A 15,062-nucleotide genomic window follows, 5' to 3' on the forward strand; every position below is an offset into this window, starting at 1 on the left:
CGCGCCCTTTCAGGATATGGCGGCAACGGCCTATGCGTCTGACGCGCCGTCGCGCCTTGGCTGGACTCGCCGCACTCGGCCTGGCTCCGCCCGCGCTCGCCCAATCCTTCGAGCAGACCCGCAGTCCGATCACGATCTCGGCGCGCCCGATCAAGGCGTTCGAGCCGCGCAGCCTCGATAAGATGCGCTTCGGCCAATTGAATTTTCGCGGCGGGCTCGTCCTGACCGCAAATCATCCGCGTTTTGGCGGTTTTTCCGGGCTGTGGCGCTCTCCCGATGGGGCCGAGCTCGTTTCCATCACCGATAACGGCTTCTGGCTGACGGCGAAGCCGCGTTCGCAAGGTGGCCGTATCGTTGCGCTCGATGCGGCGGAGCTCGCGCCTATCCTGGGAGCTTCGGGCAAGCCGCTGCACCGCTCGCGCTCTTTCGATACGGAGAGCCTGACGATCGTGGATGGCGTTGCCTATATCGGCGTCGAGCGGACGCATGACGTCCTGCGCTTCGACTGGGCGAAAGACGGCGTCGCGGCGCGCGCCCGCATCGTGCCGGTGCCGCGCGAGGTCAAGCGCCTGCCGAGCAATCGTGGGCTGGAGGCGATCGGCGTCGCGCCAACCGGCCATCCGCTTGCGGGCGCGCTCGTCGCCATCGCCGAGCGCTCGGGCGGCGAGAATGAGCCGACGCTCGGTATCATCCTCGGCGGCCGGCAGCCGGGCCTGTTCCAGCTTGCGCGCCATGACGGCTTCGACATCACCGATCTCGCCTTCCTGCCCGGCGGGGACATGCTGGTGCTGGAGCGCTGGTATCGGCCGCTGCGCGGCGTCGGCATGCGCATCCGCCGGATCGCGGGGGCAGGCATCAAGCCAGGTGCGCTGCTCGACGGGCCTTATCTGATCGAGGCCGATCTTGGCCAGGAGATCGACAATATGGAGGGTTTGTCCGTCCATCTGGAGCAGGGTAAGACCATCCTGACCCTGATCTCGGACGATAATTTCTCGTTCCTGCAGCGAACGATCCTGCTGGAATTCGAGCTGGTTTGAGCAAGGGCCGTCATGGTCGGGCTTGCCCCGACTATCTCTGGAGGAGGAATCTCCGGGCAGAGCTTCTCGGATCTCCGCTTCGCTGCGCCCGAGAATGACGATGAGCTCAGCCCAAACGAAAAAAGCGGCCTCGCGGCCGCTTCATTCAATCGGAAAAGCAAGCCCGCTCAGGCGGTGGCGAGCTTCTTCTCGATGTCGCGCTTCAGGGTCAGGGCGCCAGCCGAAAGGTCGGAGGCCGGGGCCTTGACCAGGAAGGCGTCGAGGCCGCCGCGATGGTCGACCGTGCGCAGCGCATTGGCCGAGACGCGCAGACGAACCGAACGGCCCAGCGTATCCGACTGCAGCGTGACCTGCACGAGGTTGGGACGGAAAACCGTCTTGGTCTTGCGGTTCGAGTGGCTGACGAGGTGCCCGGTCAGGGTACCTTTCCCGGTCAGTTCGCAACGGCGGGCCATGTCATCGTTCCTTGCTGCAACCGGTTCGCTCAAACAAAAATGCCGACACGCGACGTGCCGGACATGAGCACCGGAAGTCAAATTGAAGTCGCGGTTCCATAGCCAAGGCAGGCGGCGGCGTCAAGGAGAACTCGCCGATATCGGCGCGTCGTGGCCGACAGCGACGCTAGCGAGAGGCCGGACTGGCGCGCGGCTCGCCAAATGCCGCGAAACAGGTCACGATTCAGACCGATTCGCAGTGCATTGCAAATCATACCCAAAGCTCGGAGGAAACGGATGAAACCCGCCATCGCGCCGTCCCTGGCCGGGTTGTCCTTGGTTGCCATGCTGGCGGCGACCAGCCTGCCGGCGCAGGCCGCTTCGCTCGACGCGAAATACCAGGTCTCGCTCTTGGGCCTGACGCTCGGTACGGCCAATCTCAGCGGCGGCGTCGATTCCAGCGGCTACAAGCTCGACATCGTGGCGAAGCTGACCGGATTGGTCGGCGGCTTTACCGGCGGGCGCGGCTCGGGCGCGGCAACCGGCAATATGAATGCCGGCAAGCCGATGCCGGCAACCTTCGCGATCAGCTCCGCCAGCTCCAGCGAGAGCCGGACTGTGCGCATGGCGCTCGGTGGCGGCAATGTCCAGGCGATCGAGATCGTCCCGCCGATCGACTTCAAGCCGGACCGCGTACCCCTGACGGACGGCCACAAGCGCAATATCCTGGATCCGCTCAGTGCCTTCCTGATGCCCGTCGATGGCAAGGGCGGCAGCGCGAGCGCCTGCAACCGTACGCTGCCGATCTTCGACGGTGCGGCCCGCTATGACATCAAGATGAGCTATGCCGGCTCCCGGGAGGTCAAGCTGGACGGTTATGGCGGCCCGGTCGCGGTCTGCCAGGTGCGCTATGTGCCGATCGCCGGCCACAGGGCGCTGCGGCCCAGCACCAAGTTCATGGCCGAGAACAAGGAGATCAGCGTCTGGCTCGCGCCGGTGGCGGGGACGAATGTGATGGTCCCGGTGCGCATTTCGGTGAAGACGATGATCGGCACCGCCGTGGTCGAAGCCTCGAGCTTCAGGGTCGATCCGGGCGTGACGGCGAGCACTGCCGGGAATTGAGGCTAGAGCAGGATGCGAAAAAGTGGGAACCGTTTTTTTCGCATTGATCCTGCTCTAACTCCTTGATGAGAGACGGATTCAGATTTCAGCTGGGGGCACTCTAGTGATGCCAGCTGAAATCATCCGGCTCTAGGCGCGCTGCGTTCGGGCGAGCGCGCTCCAGCCGCCTGTGGAGAACCGACGCTGCAGGGGCGTCATGCTCCGCGGCCGATTGCGGCGGCGACGGAGCCGGCATTACCCTGACGTCACTGCCTGCGCCAGAAAGACGCCATGACCAGCGACTTCACCGCTCCGCCGGGCCTGCGCCATCGCCAGCTCGCCGTTCGCGACACCACGCTGCATATCGCCGAGATCGGCGATGGACCGCCGGTTCTGCTGCTGCATGGCTGGCCGGAGTTCTGGGCGACCTGGTTGCCGCTGATCAATCGTCTGCATGGCGAATTTCGATTGATCGCGCCCGATCTGCGCGGTTTTGGCGACAGCGCCAAGGCGGCGGGGCCGCGCAGCGATGTCGGCGCCAATTGCCATGCCGACGACATGGCCGCGCTGCTGCATGCGCTGGATCTCGATTCTGTCGGCGTCGTCGGCCATGATGTCGGGGCCTATGCGGCGCAGGCGCTGGCGCGGCGGCATCCGCAAGCGGTCGAGCGCTTGCTGTTCTTCAACTGCCCGACAGCGAGCGTCGGGGGGCGTTGGGTCCATGACGGGCATGTCAACGAGGTCTGGTACCAGGCGTTCCAGCAGCTCGGCCTGGCCGAGGCGCTGGTGGGTTTGAGCCGCGAGGCCTGCTCGCTCTATCTCGGGCATTTCCTGACGCATTGGTGCCACCGCAAGGATGCCTTCGAGCCGGCCTTCGAGCTCTGGGTCGACAATTTCATGAAGCCCGGCAATCTGCGCGGCGGGTTCGACTGGTATCGCAGCCAGAACGCATTGCGGCTGGCGGCGATCGACGGCCACGCACCGCCATCCGTGCGGATTCACCAGCCGACGCGGGTGCATTGGGGCCGGCATGACCCGATCCTGAAATCGGAATGGGCGGCTTTCGTGCCGGAGCATTTCGACGAGGCCAAGGTCACGTTCTGCGAGAGCGCCGGGCATTTCGTGCATGTCGAGGCGCCCGACGAGGCGGCCGAGGTGTTCGTCGACGTCTTCGGATGACCGCGGCAGGCTGGATGCGATGGCGATCTTGACCATCGTGGCGGCGCCCCTCTCGTTTCGGCGCGGGAAAGACTTAAATAGGCGAAGGCGCGATGCAGCCCAGGGCCGCATCAGGCGCGCGAGAGGACGGACGATGCCGGTGCTTCGATTCCAGATAGGGTGGTCGCGCTTTTCCGCGCCGCGATATCTTGCCGGGAACGAAACCGGATTCAGGCCGAGTCAGCGATTCGGGCTTGCTTCGTTCAGGACTCGTTCTATCCCCTGATGCCACGCCGTTGCCTTGAGTCCGCCTGGCGCAGTCGCGTGCCGGGCGGCGAGGGCGGGCGGTCACGATCGGTCGCGTTTTGATTTCAGCTCGTCCCTTGCCTCGCTCCGTCCGTGCAAACGGCGTCACCGCGGTTCTCGGCCCCACCAACACCGGCAAGACGCATCTCGCGATCGAGCGGATGGTGGCGCATCCGACAGGCATGATCGGCTTGCCGCTCCGGCTGCTGGCGCGCGAGGTCTACAGCCGCGTGGTCGAGAAGGTCGGCGCTGACGCTGTCGCGCTCGTCACCGGCGAGGAGAAGATCAAGCCGGAGCGGCCGCGCTTCTGGGTCTGCACGGTTGAAGCGATGCCGCGCGATCTCGCGGTCGATTTCGTCGCGATCGACGAGATCCAGCTCGCCGCCGATCTTGATCGCGGCCATGTCTTCACCGACCGGCTCCTGAACCGGCGCGGCCGGGCCGAAACCATGCTGATCGGGGCCGGCACGATGAAGCCGCTGATCGAGCAGCTCATCCCCGGCGTCAACGTGGTCACGCGCCCGCGCCTGTCGCAATTGCTGTTCGCCGGCGATCGCAAGATCACCAGGCTGCCGCCGCGCTCGGCCATCGTCGCCTTCTCGGTCGAGGAAGTCTACGCCATCGCCGAGCTGATCCGCCGGCAGAAGGGCGGGGCGGCCGTGGTGCTGGGTGCGCTGTCGCCGCGGACACGCAATGCGCAGGTCGAGATCTACCAGTCGGGTGATGTCGACTATCTCGTCGCGACCGACGCGATCGGCATGGGCCTCAATCTCGATGTCGACCATATCGCCTTCGCGGCGGACAAGAAGTTCGATGGCCATCATTTCCGCAAGCTCAACCCGGCGGAATTCGGCCAGATCGCGGGGCGCGCGGGGCGGCATCTGCGCGACGGCAGCTTCGGCACCAGCGGACGTTGCCCGCCCTTCGAGGCTGATCTCGTCGATGCGATCGAGAACCATCGCTTCGAACCGGTTCGGCAGTTGCAATGGCGCAACACCGATCTCGACCAGCGTTCGATCGAGAGCTTGCTCGACAGCCTCAATATCCAGCCTTCGGAGCAGGGGCTGACGCGGGCCTTGATCGCCGAAGACATGACGACGCTGGAAATCCTGGCGAAGGACCCGGACGTCAAGGCGCTGGCTCAGGGGCGTCCCGCGGTCGAGCGGCTCTGGGAGGTCTGCGGACTGCCCGATTACCGCAAGATCGCGCCGATGCAGCATGCGGACCTTGCTACCACGCTTTATCTGCGCCTGATGCGCCATGGCCGGCTCGATATCGACTGGTATCACGCCCAGCTTTCGGCGCTCGATCGCACGGATGGCGAGATCGATACGCTGTCGGCCCGCATCGCGCAGGTGCGAACCTGGACCTTCGTCGCCAACCGTCCCGACTGGTTGCCTGATCCTGAGCATTGGCAGGGGGTGGCGCGTCTTGTAGAGGACAAGCTGTCGGACGCTTTGCACGAGAGGCTTGCCAGCCGTTTTGTGGATCGGCGCACGAGTGTGCTGATGCGTCGTTTGCGGGAGAATACCATGTTGGAGGCTGAGGTCACCACGGCGGGCGATGTGCTCGTCGAGGGCCAGCACGTCGGAATGCTGCAGGGGTTTCGCTTCACGGCGGACCCGAAGGCCGGCGGGCCGGAGGCGAAAGCCCTGAATATGGCTGCGATGAAGGCGCTCGCCAGCGAGATCGAAGCGCGCGCCGCGCGCGTCGTTCTGGCCGGCGACGATGCTTTCGTGCTGTCGCATGACGGTTTGCTGCGTTGGATCGGCGAGCCGGTGGCGCGCCTGGTCGCGGGCGAGAAGGCAATCGAGCCGCGCCTGCGCCTGTTGGTCGAGGAACATCTGACGGGGCCGGCGCGCGAGCAGGTCGAGACGCGCCTGACGCTCTGGCTGAAGAATCACGTCACTCGCCTGCTCGGCGCGCTGCTGTTGCTGGAGGATGCGACGACGCTGACCGGCATCGCGCGCGGCATCGCCTATCAGGTCGCCGAATCGCTCGGCGTGCTCGAGCGCACCAAGGTCGGCGAGGAGATGAAGGCGCTCGACCAGGAGGGCCGTGCCGCCCTGCGCCAGCTGGGCATCCGTTTCGGGGCTTTCCATCTCTATGCGCCGGCGCTGCTGAAGCCGGCACCCCGCGCGCTCGCGGCCCAGCTCTGGGCCCTGAAGCACGGTTCGCCGGAAATGAGCGGGCTCGACGACATCGCTCATCTGGCGGCCTCGGGCCGGACCTCGTTTGCGGTCGACAAGGCGGTTCCCAAGGGGCTCTATCGCGCCGCCGGCTATCGCGTCTGCGGCGAGCGCGCCGTGCGCGTCGATATCCTGGAGCGCCTGGCCGATCTGATCCGGCCGGCGATCGCCTATCGTCCGGGCCTCACCCAAGGCACGCCGCCGACTGGCGCGGCCGATCAGGACGGTTTCGTTGCCACCGGCGCGATGACCTCGCTCGTAGGCTGCGCGGGCGAGGATTTCGCCTCGATCCTGCGTTCGCTCGGCTATGTCTCGGTCAAGCGTCCGGGCCCGGCCATCACCGTGCCCTTGGCTGTGCCCCCAGTGCCGAAGCTGGAGCCGGTCAAGGTTGATGAGGCTGTCGTTGCCACTGAGGCTGCCGAGCAACCGGCGGAGGGCGTGGTCTCCGACGAGCCCGCTTCTGTCGCGGAGGATGTGGCGTCCGTATCCGAGGTGACGGAGGCCGTTGCGGCGCTCCCGGCGGAAACCGAGATGGCGCCGGCTCCCGAGCCGGAGCCCGTGGCCGTTCCTGCTGATCTGATGTCGGCCTTGCCGGCTGTCGCCGAGGAGCCTGTTGAGCAAGCGCCGGCGGAAGCTGCCGCCGAGGCCACCGAGGTGGCTGCGGCCGCAACGCTCGCGCCGGCAGCCGAGCCGGAATTGATCGAGGTCTGGCGGCCGCATCGCCACCAGGGCGGGCGCAGGCCCGAACAGGCAAGCCGTGGCGCTCCGCGCGACGGCGCCCCCGGCGAACGTCAGCCGGGTGGCCGTCGCGGCGACAGGCCCAACCGCGGCGGGCGGCCCGATGACAGGCGGCGCGAGGGTGGGCAGGATCGCCCGGCCGTGGCAGCGGCTGCCGGTGCGGAGGCTGCACCTGCGGCGCCGCGCCCGGAGCGGGGACCACGGCGCGACGATGCGCCGCGCCAGGGGCAGCCGCCACGCGGCGGGCGTCCCGAGCAGGGTCGCGGCCCGCGGCCGGAGTTCAAGCGCGATCAGCGGCCGAGCGGGCCGCGCCGCGAGGATCGCGGCGGCGAGCGTTTCCAGCAGCCGCAACGCCCGAGGCCGGCCGAGCGCGAGCCGGATCCGGATTCGCCTTTCGCCAAGCTTGCAGCGCTCAAGGCCCAGCTCGAGGGGCGCAAGACGTGAGCGGGCAAATACTCTGAGCTCTCGACGCTGAACGGAAAGGCGGCCCTTGCGGCAGGATCGGCAGCGCCTCGACAAATGGCTCTGGTTCGCGCGTTTCGCTAGGACGCGCCCCGTCGCGGTGCGCCTGGTCGAGGATGGGCATGTCAGGGTCGAGGGGCGCAGGATCGAGAACGCCGCGCATGGGCTCAAGCTTGGCGACGTGCTGACCCTGGCGCTGCCGCATGCCACGCTCGTCGTGCGGGTGCTGGAGCTGGGCACGCGGCGCGGTCCTTACGAGGAGGCGCGGCTGCTCTACGAACCGTTGAACGGCGCGGCGCGCGACGATCCGTCGCTTGCCGAGGGGAAGTCGGGCGGCTAAGCTTAATATTCATTTGTGTACATATGAATTCCGCTGGATCGGTTTAGGAATTTCCATCTCCGCGCGGCGCTCAGAGAAGAAGTTCCTGCTGTCGAATGGGCTGAAAACGGCCTTGAAACCCGCGCCCTTCGGCGCTTTATGAGGCGGCCGCGCGCGGACGGAGAAGGACGGACGACATGACCTATGTGGTCACCGAGAATTGCATCAAGTGCAAGTACATGGATTGCGTCGAGGTCTGTCCGGTCGACTGCTTCTATGAGGGCGAGAACATGCTCGTCATTCATCCCGACGAATGCATCGATTGCGGCGTCTGCGAGCCGGAATGCCCGGCCGAGGCGATCAAACCCGACACCGAGCCGGGCCTCGAAAGCTGGCTGCAGCTCAACTCGAAATATGCCTCGTCCTGGCCCAATATCACCCAGAAGAAGGACGCGCCGCCGGATGCGAAAGCCTTCGACGGCGTCGCCGGCAAGCTCGATGAGCATTTCTCGCCGAATCCTGGTGAGGGCGACTAAGCTGCCGTTAGGTGAGCGCGGAGTGAGCGCCAGCTCAATCGGCCGCGCCGGGCGCTGAGCCGAGGCGAAAACGCGTTTACCTTTGATTCGGCGTGTTTTTTATGCTATGCATATCAGCATAGTCGAATTCGTTCCGCATGCCCCTGCGAGGTTTCACGAACGGGGCGCTCCCTTCGATACGAACGATCCCAGCTCCCGGTGCGTTGCCGGAGCGAAGTCGTCCGTTGTCTTTGGGTGCGTATGAAACGGTCGGCTGAGGGACGCGTGAAGCATTTGGTCCGATCCGATGATCGGTCCATTCGCATCAGGCAGAGCGCCTCCGGTCATCCCGTCCGGAGGCGGATAACGTCAAGCCCGCGTCAAGCGGTTCGGTCAGGAGTCGTAACGGCATGTCCATGGTGAAGAAAGCTGTTGTGCGCCTAGGTTTCAAGACGGGCGAGTTCGTCGTCTACCCGTCTCATGGCGTCGGCCAGATCACGGCGATCGAGGAGCAGGAAGTCGCGGGTTTCAAGCTCGAGCTCTTCGTCGTCAGCTTCGCCAAGGACAAGATGACCCTGCGCGTTCCCACCGCCAAGGCCGCCAGCGTCGGTCTGCGCAAGCTCGCCGATGCGGAGAGCGTCACCAAGGCCCTGACCACGCTGACCGGCCGCGCGCGCATCAAGCGCACCATGTGGTCGCGCCGGGCGCAGGAATACGAGGCCAAGATCAATTCGGGCGATCTCGTCGCGATCGCCGAGGTCGTGCGCGATCTTTATCGCTCCGAGGCGCAGCCCGAGCAGTCCTACTCCGAGCGTCAGCTCTATGAGGCGGCTGTCGATCGCATGACCCGCGAGATTGCCGTCGTCGACGACATCACCGAGACCGAGGCCCTGAAGAAGATCGAGGCCCAGCTCGCCAAATCGCCGCGCCGCGCCGCCAAGGGCGAGGCGGCCGAGGCCGAAGCCGAGATCGAAGGCGACAATGACGACATCCAGGAAGAGGCCGCCTGAGGCTGCTTCCCTTGTGAGTTACGAGAAACCCGGCGGGCGACCGCCGGGTTTTTTCGTCTCAGTGACTTATGGCTGAGGTCGTCCCGTCATTCCGGGGCGATCCGAAGGATCGAGCCTGGAACCCAGAACCGATGCCGCTGCTGGAGAAGGCACGGGTTTCCGGCTGGCTTCACGAGGACACATAGTGGTTCTAGGTTCCGGGCTCAGGTCTTCGGCCTGCCCCGGAATGACGGCAGAGAATAACGCCATCGCTCATCGCTAAGACCTCGTTTGGAAACTCCGCGAGCCATCATCCTTCGAGACGCCGCTTCGCGGCTCCTCAGGATGAGGGCTGGAGGTTCCAAACGGGCTCTAAAGGCCGTCAGTATAAGAGCGTCGCGGCCGGCCGCTATTCCGCGACGATCTTGTAGCGCTGCCCGGGCGTCAGCGGGCCGCTGCGATCCAGCCCGTTCAGGACCAGGAAGAGCTCCTGCGCGCGGTCCAGGCTGGGCATGCGCTCCGCCATGCTGGCCGCGGTGTCGCCGGCCGAGGCGGTGACGATGCGGATCTGCATCGGCTTGGCGGCCTGCGCTTCCGAGGCTGTGAGGGCGCGGAAGCTGTCGATCACGGCGCGCATCGGCCGCTCCGGGTCGTTTGCGCCCTTCGCCGCCAGGATGAAGCGATAGACCCGCCCGCCGGCCTGGATCGCGGCGAGCCTGAAGGTCCAGTCGGTGCCCTTGCCGGTGGTGATGACGGCGGGCTGGCCGGCGACATCGAGATGCTCGACCGCGCCGGTCTCGACGCCGTCGATCCAGCCGGAGGTGACGTAGGCCTCCAGCGTCTGGCCCGATTTCAGCGTGACGGAATCGAAGCGCAGCGCCTGGTTGCCGTTGGCGCTGACGCCGATCACCATGTCGCGTGCCGACTCCAGGCTGAAGCCGTCCGGGGCGGTGAAGGCGATGCGCAATGCGCTGTTGAGATAGCGCTTGCCGCGCACCACGCCGTCGCGCGGGTCGTCGCCATAGGCGATGCCGTCGATCGCGGCGAGCCAGCGGGCGGCGTCGCGCTCGCCGATGCCCGGCGCGCCGATCTGGCGGGCGCCGGCGGTGACGGCGGCCACGCGCTCAGGCGTAGAGGGATGGCTGGAGAGAATGTCGAGCCGCTTGTCCTCGGCGCTCTGGCCCTGGCCGGCATTGCGGAAGGCGGTGTTGCGGCCGAGCGCTTGGAGGAAGCGGCCGGCGCCATAGGGGTCGTAGCCGGCGCGCGAGATGTTGCGCACGCTGATCTGGTCGGCGGTCAGCTCCTGCTGGCGCGAGAAGCGCGCGAGCGAGAGCTTCGACCCTGCCTGTACCGCCGCACCCGCGGCGGGATCCTTCAGCACCTGCGAGACGACCTGGCTGACCAGGGCGGATTCAAGCTCCTTCTCGGCGCGCTCGACCGCGTGCTGCGCCGTGACATGGGCGATCTCATGGGCGAGCACCGAGGCGATCTCTGCGGTGTCGTTGGCGAGCGCGAGCAAGCCGCGCGTCACATAGAGCCGGCCATTGGGCAGGGCGAAGGCGTTGACCACCGGCGAATTCAGGATGGTGATCTCATAGGCGCCGATCTGGCCCTCGCTCGCCTTGGCCAGCCGCTGGACCACCTCGTCGAGCGCGGCGCGGGCGTTGGGCGAGCGGTACTCGCCGCCGAAGGCCGTCAGCAGCCGCTGGTGCTCGCTGTCCGAGGCGCGCTGGATCGCGTTGACGCGCGGCGCCAGCTCGCCGCCGGTCGTCTGCTGCGGCAGCAGGGCGCTCTGGTCGTTGGTGCAAGCCACGAGAAAGGCCGCCACGAGCAGCGCTGCCGGCAAGGCCAGCGCGATGAGCCGCTTGAGAAGAGCGCGGTATGCGTGTCGCCAGAACGCCAGCATGCTGTCAGTCGATCAGCTCCAGGGCGGCGGCCGAAGACGCCTCGAGCAGGGTGCCATCCTGTCCAGATAGCACACCGCGTGCCCGCACGCGTTTACCGGTCAGACCGCTCGCGGTCCAGCCGGAAGCCTGGAGTTCGCGCCATTGCGTGCGCGACAGCATGATCGCACCGGCTTCGGTGCGTCGCCTTGAAAAATTCAGATAGGTGCGTTGCGCCCGCTCGCCCACGGAAGCCACCCGTCCCTCTACCGCCACGAAGCGCCCCGCTTGCGCCTTCAAGGCGGCAATATCGTGACCATCGATGACATCTCCGGTGGGATCGGGCTTCGCCGGTGCAGGGCCACGCGCGGCCGAGGGGCGCGCAGCCGGTGTTGCGCTGCAATCGGGAAAGGCCGCCTCCGGCAAGCGTTGCCCGGCGCCCTTGCGCAACAGGGCGGCGGCAAGGTTCGTCGGTTCCGAATCCGGGGCCTCGGCGGGCGCAAACAGCCGCGCCGGCAAGCGGCCCCAGCGGTCGCTCCCGGCCAGGATGACGAGCTTCAGCTCGCGCTCGCGCCACTGTCCGATTTCGCTGGCGAAGCGCGCCGCTTCCGCCGCGTTCTGGCGCGGCGCGATGCCGACGAGCCGCAAGCTGCGGCCATCCGCCAGCACCGGGTCGCCGGCCGCATCGACGCCGGCCAGCCGCACGCTCAGTGCGTCCGCCGGCAGCTCCGTGCAGGGCCCGGCCCCCCTGGCCGCGCTGAAAGGCGCTGCCACAACGACAAAAACGACGAGAAGAGGCTTCACCGGCATGGCGATTATGCTACACGGTTTCGCGTGCGTCCCGGTAGCTCAGCAGGATAGAGCAACGGTTTCCTAAACCGTAGGTCAGGGGTTCGAATCCCTTCCGGGACGCCATTTTCCGAATTTTCTACCGATCTTTGGCAAGTTGCCCTTCCAGACATTTCCCAGGTTATCGCTGAGGATAATATGATCTTGGACGACGAGGGCGCTATCTCTGAGATCAAGAGGCGCGCGGATCGGCTGCAAAAGTTGGCCGCCGAGGCGTTCGATTGGCCGTCCAAGGAGGCGGCGAATCGCATGTTGGGAGAATGCCGGGCGTTCGAACGGGGGCTGCCGCAAAAGTTCGGCAACGTCACGAGCCAGATCACCTATCTAATGGAAGCCTTCCGCATGATGACGAAGGCGAGCTTCTCGATCAGCGACGCGAGAAACGCCGCACGCACGGCGTTCGCCAGGATCGACAATGCGCTGGGTATCCACGAGCGAGCAAAATCGTGAACTGAAGGGTGCTGCCAACTGGCCAAGAGGGACAATAGATGAGGTTATGGGAGCACACTCTGGCAGAGGTAACCGGCGGAGCGCAGCCGCAAGGCGCCGATCCTGGAAGCAGTGGTCATGTGTATCCATTTCATCTCGTTACCGTCGTTCCCGTTAGCCACTGCCCTCGCTATGCGACAGCAATGATCGACATGACGGGTGCCTCGTTCGCGCACCAAGCGCTTTTGAGGCTGGAGGGATCTAAGTGGGTCTCCGTCGGCGGATATCTGGATGACACTATTGAACTAGATCCAAGCGCGCGCGGCACCGGAATGGCCGAAGAGCTTTTGGTTCGGTGCGCAGAGCATCGATCTGCACCGCTATCCAAGTCCTTTTCAGAGCGCGGATTTAAGCTGGTGGAGAGGGCTCATCGCCTGTCCGTGGAGAGTGCTCTTGCTGCCAAACTTCCAGTTCCCGACGCTGTCCTAGCCGATTATCCCGATCTGAAACGAATTTAGTTCAGGTTGCGCACGCCACTCGCCCCAGTCTTCGTTACGCGTCAGGCGGCGGCCGAGATGCTGATGATCAGCGTCGACACGTTCGATACATGGCTGCGTGCCGGATTCATCCCGCCGCCCGCCATCGAGCGAGGGCAGATCATCCGTTGGCATTGGCCTTCGCTTGAAGAGCACTTACTCGAACGGGAGCGATCTGCTCCGACGATTGATCCATCCGTGGAGGGTGCGCGGCGTGCGGTTGAGGCATGGCAAGCTCGCAAGCGTAGCGCCGGGAAATAGCAAGGCACTCCTCACGTGGACGCCCGCGGCGCTCGGGCGCAACGCAGATCCGCGCCTTTGCAACGGAAATCCGGCGCTCCGCCCGATTGAGGATTTCCGTTCCACAATCTTGGATCGCCGTTTCTGTTTTACCGAGTAGCGGGGGTGTTTGACCACTAAGGCTGAAGCGCTTGTTTGAGAGCGTTGCCGAAACGGACCGCTGCGCGGTCTTGATTCTTCCAATCAACTCAGCTTGGGATGTAAGCTAGGAGTTGACGAATGTAAGCAAATTGCTTACATTTCCCCCATGATCAAAACCTTCATCAACAAGGCGTTGGCGGATCTCTGGGAAACCGGGACAACCGCCAAGATCGACGCCAAACAGCACAAGCGCATTCTGCGCCGTCTAGATACCTTGGAAGCAGCTGCCAAGCCCGAGGATATGAATCTGTCCGGTTATGACTTCCACTCCCTCAAGGGCTTTGATCCAACGCGCTACACCGTCCACATAAATGGGCCATGGTGCATCACATTCGAATTCAAAGATGGAGACGCCTACCGAGTCGACTTCGAACAATACCACTGACCAAGTCTCTGCCAGGAGTATCATTATGAATAACGACATCGTCGCCAAGCGTGACACCAACCGCTGCCCTTCCCATCCGGGGGCTGTTCTGGACGACATCATCCAGGACGTCGGGAAGAGCAAGACCGAGATTGCGAAGGCTCTCGGCATCTCTCGCCAGCACCTCTACGACCTCCTGGAAGAGAAGAAGCCTCTCTCGCCTCCGATGGCTGCGCGGGTTGCAAAGGCTTTTGGGGGGAGCATTGGCCTCTGGCTCCGCATTCAGGCTGCCTATGATGCCTGGCATGCGGAGCGTGAGGTTGACGTATCATCTATCTCGCGTCTTCAGGTCGCTTAGACTGTTGGCCCGCTGACCGTACACGTCCCTATCCCGTCCGGTGGACCCTAATTGCACCGTAGCCGCTATCTTTTCCCCAGGAGGGGATATGAACTGGTGGCGCAACTTATTTTGGAAGACCAATTAGGGCTTGGAATCGCCTGCCGAGGCAACCTCCCGCGCATAAGGGAAGGTCACGCCTTGCGCCGTGTAAAAATGGCGCCAGCGATATTGCGATTTCGTCAGCGCTTGCTTGTCGTCGGGATCGAGGCCAAGCGTGTCGATTGCCTCGTTATGGGCGACGGCATCGACTGCGCGATAAGTCACAGGCTCCTCGGCCGTGATGCTGTAGATGCGCGACTGCCACTTGGCCATTTGCCGCGCTCCAGCCTCGGGCCGCTCCTCAAGCCGGGCAAGCAGTATGAAGTAGCGCCGCTTGAGCGAATCGTGCAGCTGAGCCTTGCCGCGCAGATCGAAGACCAAATCGAGCGTTGCAAGCAAAGCTGTGATGCCAGCGAACCATCGGTCCCCGGCATAGGCAGTGAATATATTGGCGACGCCAGCCGTGCCCGTGAGCACGATACCAAACATCAGCGCCCGGTGCTGTGCCTCGTAAAAGCGCAGCCGTGCCGAGTGGTAATAGGCATTGCGCATCGCGCTGAAGCGGAAATTCTCACGAGCCAGCGCCAGAGCGTCGTCCGGTGTCAGGGCTTCGGCTTCGGGGTCGGGGGCGGCCGGTTCCCCGCCGAGTTCTGCCCGTCGCTCGATGGTGCCGATGGTGGCGGCCTGTTTCCCGCCGTCTTCTGCGCGGGGCTCGGTGCCGGCCTGTTCCCCGCCGAGTGCAGGCTTTTGTCCCATTCGTCGTTTCCCATTCGTGTGTTCCCTTTGCTTACATCGAAGCGGCTGCTCTAGGGACAGTCCCGCGACCTGACCTCACTCCCCACGTCACGTCGAGCGGGGAATTCCTGCACCGGC

General features: G+C 65.1%; 15 protein-coding genes and 1 tRNA gene. 12 read left to right on the forward strand and 4 right to left on the reverse strand.

Annotation, left to right across the window (positions count from 1 at the left end; all coding sequences use genetic code 11):
• Nucleotides 1-32 precede the first annotated feature (32 nt).
• Nucleotides 33-1,037 (forward strand): esterase-like activity of phytase family protein, encoded by a 1,005-nt coding sequence (locus tag RMR04_RS01970; RefSeq protein ID WP_311912685.1) that lies wholly within the window; start codon nucleotides 33-35, stop codon nucleotides 1,035-1,037.
• A 167-nt stretch (nucleotides 1,038-1,204) separates the two neighbouring features.
• Here RMR04_RS01970 and rpmB read toward each other — a convergent pair whose 3' ends face one another.
• Entirely contained in the window at nucleotides 1,205-1,492 is a 288-nt protein-coding gene (rpmB, locus tag RMR04_RS01975) for a 50S ribosomal protein L28 (RefSeq protein ID WP_311912686.1), read from the reverse strand.
• A gap of 276 nt (nucleotides 1,493-1,768) precedes the next feature.
• On the opposite strand from rpmB, the gene RMR04_RS01980 reads away from it, so the two are divergent.
• The 6 genes from RMR04_RS01980 (at nucleotide 1,769) to RMR04_RS02005 (ending at nucleotide 9,269) form a co-directional block, all read left to right on the forward strand.
• A complete protein-coding gene (locus RMR04_RS01980) occupies nucleotides 1,769-2,593 on the forward strand; it encodes a DUF3108 domain-containing protein (RefSeq protein ID WP_311912687.1) in 825 nt (274 codons plus the stop codon).
• Nucleotides 2,594-2,863: 270 nt separating this feature from the next.
• Nucleotides 2,864-3,751, forward strand: a complete 888-nt coding sequence (locus tag RMR04_RS01985) for an alpha/beta fold hydrolase (protein ID WP_311912688.1) — start codon at nucleotides 2,864-2,866, stop codon at nucleotides 3,749-3,751.
• A 347-nt stretch (nucleotides 3,752-4,098) separates the two neighbouring features.
• The gene (locus RMR04_RS01990; RefSeq protein WP_311916025.1) at nucleotides 4,099-7,407 is read left to right on the forward strand and encodes a helicase-related protein; all 3,309 of its coding nucleotides are present in this window, start codon (nucleotides 4,099-4,101) and stop codon (nucleotides 7,405-7,407) included.
• Between the two features lie 46 nt (nucleotides 7,408-7,453).
• On the forward strand, nucleotides 7,454-7,765 hold the full coding sequence (locus RMR04_RS01995) for an RNA-binding S4 domain-containing protein (RefSeq protein WP_092171661.1): 312 nt from the start codon (nucleotides 7,454-7,456) through the stop codon (nucleotides 7,763-7,765).
• Nucleotides 7,766-7,941: 176 nt separating this feature from the next.
• Complete coding sequence (gene fdxA, locus RMR04_RS02000) at nucleotides 7,942-8,280, forward strand: ferredoxin FdxA (RefSeq protein ID WP_311912689.1); 339 nt, start codon at nucleotides 7,942-7,944, stop codon at nucleotides 8,278-8,280.
• Nucleotides 8,281-8,669: 389 nt separating this feature from the next.
• Nucleotides 8,670-9,269: a CarD family transcriptional regulator gene (locus RMR04_RS02005; RefSeq protein WP_310159636.1), complete on the forward strand. Its 600-nt coding sequence runs from the start codon at nucleotides 8,670-8,672 to the stop codon at nucleotides 9,267-9,269.
• Nucleotides 9,270-9,657: 388 nt separating this feature from the next.
• Here the strand turns inward: RMR04_RS02005 and RMR04_RS02010 are convergent, their stop codons facing one another.
• Together RMR04_RS02010 and RMR04_RS02015 are read right to left on the reverse strand one after the other, a co-directional pair.
• On the reverse strand, nucleotides 9,658-11,154 hold the full coding sequence (locus RMR04_RS02010; RefSeq protein WP_311912690.1) for a M48 family metalloprotease: 1,497 nt from the start codon (nucleotides 11,152-11,154) through the stop codon (nucleotides 9,658-9,660).
• 4 nt (nucleotides 11,155-11,158) lie between these two features.
• The gene (locus RMR04_RS02015) at nucleotides 11,159-11,941 is read right to left on the reverse strand and encodes a hypothetical protein (RefSeq protein WP_311912691.1); all 783 of its coding nucleotides are present in this window, start codon (nucleotides 11,939-11,941) and stop codon (nucleotides 11,159-11,161) included.
• A gap of 28 nt (nucleotides 11,942-11,969) precedes the next feature.
• Between RMR04_RS02015 and RMR04_RS02020 the strand changes: the two genes are divergently transcribed.
• The 5 genes from RMR04_RS02020 (at nucleotide 11,970) to RMR04_RS02040 (ending at nucleotide 14,108) form a co-directional block, all read left to right on the forward strand.
• A tRNA-Arg gene (locus RMR04_RS02020) sits at nucleotides 11,970-12,046 on the forward strand.
• Between the two features lie 78 nt (nucleotides 12,047-12,124).
• Entirely contained in the window at nucleotides 12,125-12,430 is a 306-nt protein-coding gene (locus RMR04_RS02025; RefSeq protein WP_311912692.1) for a hypothetical protein, read from the forward strand.
• A 554-nt stretch (nucleotides 12,431-12,984) separates the two neighbouring features.
• Complete coding sequence (locus RMR04_RS02030) at nucleotides 12,985-13,206, forward strand: hypothetical protein (protein ID WP_311912693.1); 222 nt, start codon at nucleotides 12,985-12,987, stop codon at nucleotides 13,204-13,206.
• A 286-nt stretch (nucleotides 13,207-13,492) separates the two neighbouring features.
• Nucleotides 13,493-13,771 carry a type II toxin-antitoxin system RelE/ParE family toxin gene (locus RMR04_RS02035; protein WP_311912694.1) on the forward strand — a complete coding sequence of 93 codons (279 nt, stop codon included), beginning with the start codon at nucleotides 13,493-13,495 and terminating at the stop codon, nucleotides 13,769-13,771.
• A gap of 25 nt (nucleotides 13,772-13,796) precedes the next feature.
• Nucleotides 13,797-14,108, forward strand: a complete 312-nt coding sequence (locus RMR04_RS02040) for a HigA family addiction module antitoxin (RefSeq protein WP_311912695.1) — start codon at nucleotides 13,797-13,799, stop codon at nucleotides 14,106-14,108.
• A 123-nt stretch (nucleotides 14,109-14,231) separates the two neighbouring features.
• Here RMR04_RS02040 and RMR04_RS02045 read toward each other — a convergent pair whose 3' ends face one another.
• The gene (locus tag RMR04_RS02045) at nucleotides 14,232-14,945 is read right to left on the reverse strand and encodes a hypothetical protein (protein ID WP_311912696.1); all 714 of its coding nucleotides are present in this window, start codon (nucleotides 14,943-14,945) and stop codon (nucleotides 14,232-14,234) included.
• Nucleotides 14,946-15,062: the final 117 nt, after the last annotated feature.

The organism is Bosea sp. 685 (assembly GCF_031884435.1).
GTDB lineage: Bacteria > Pseudomonadota > Alphaproteobacteria > Rhizobiales > Beijerinckiaceae > Allobosea.

Bases quoted from the DNA above. Each gene is read 5' to 3' on its own strand.
- fdxA (WP_311912689.1), top strand. From the start codon at position 7,942: ATGACCTATGTGGTCACCGAGAATTGCATCAAGTGCAAGTACATGGAT.
- RMR04_RS02005 (WP_310159636.1), top strand. From the start codon at position 8,670: ATGTCCATGGTGAAGAAAGCTGTTGTGCGCCTAGGTTTCAAGACGGGC.
- RMR04_RS02015 (WP_311912691.1), bottom strand. From the start codon at position 11,941: ATGCCGGTGAAGCCTCTTCTCGTCGTTTTTGTCGTTGTGGCAGCGCCT.
- RMR04_RS02010 (WP_311912690.1), bottom strand. From the start codon at position 11,154: ATGCTGGCGTTCTGGCGACACGCATACCGCGCTCTTCTCAAGCGGCTC.
- RMR04_RS01980 (WP_311912687.1), top strand. From the start codon at position 1,769: ATGAAACCCGCCATCGCGCCGTCCCTGGCCGGGTTGTCCTTGGTTGCC.
- RMR04_RS02045 (WP_311912696.1), bottom strand. From the start codon at position 14,945: ATGGGACAAAAGCCTGCACTCGGCGGGGAACAGGCCGGCACCGAGCCC.
- rpmB (WP_311912686.1), bottom strand. From the start codon at position 1,492: ATGGCCCGCCGTTGCGAACTGACCGGGAAAGGTACCCTGACCGGGCAC.
- RMR04_RS01985 (WP_311912688.1), top strand. From the start codon at position 2,864: ATGACCAGCGACTTCACCGCTCCGCCGGGCCTGCGCCATCGCCAGCTC.
- RMR04_RS02040 (WP_311912695.1), top strand. From the start codon at position 13,797: ATGAATAACGACATCGTCGCCAAGCGTGACACCAACCGCTGCCCTTCC.
- RMR04_RS02035 (WP_311912694.1), top strand. From the start codon at position 13,493: ATGATCAAAACCTTCATCAACAAGGCGTTGGCGGATCTCTGGGAAACC.
- RMR04_RS02030 (WP_311912693.1), top strand. From the start codon at position 12,985: ATGCTGATGATCAGCGTCGACACGTTCGATACATGGCTGCGTGCCGGA.
- RMR04_RS01970 (WP_311912685.1), top strand. From the start codon at position 33: ATGCGTCTGACGCGCCGTCGCGCCTTGGCTGGACTCGCCGCACTCGGC.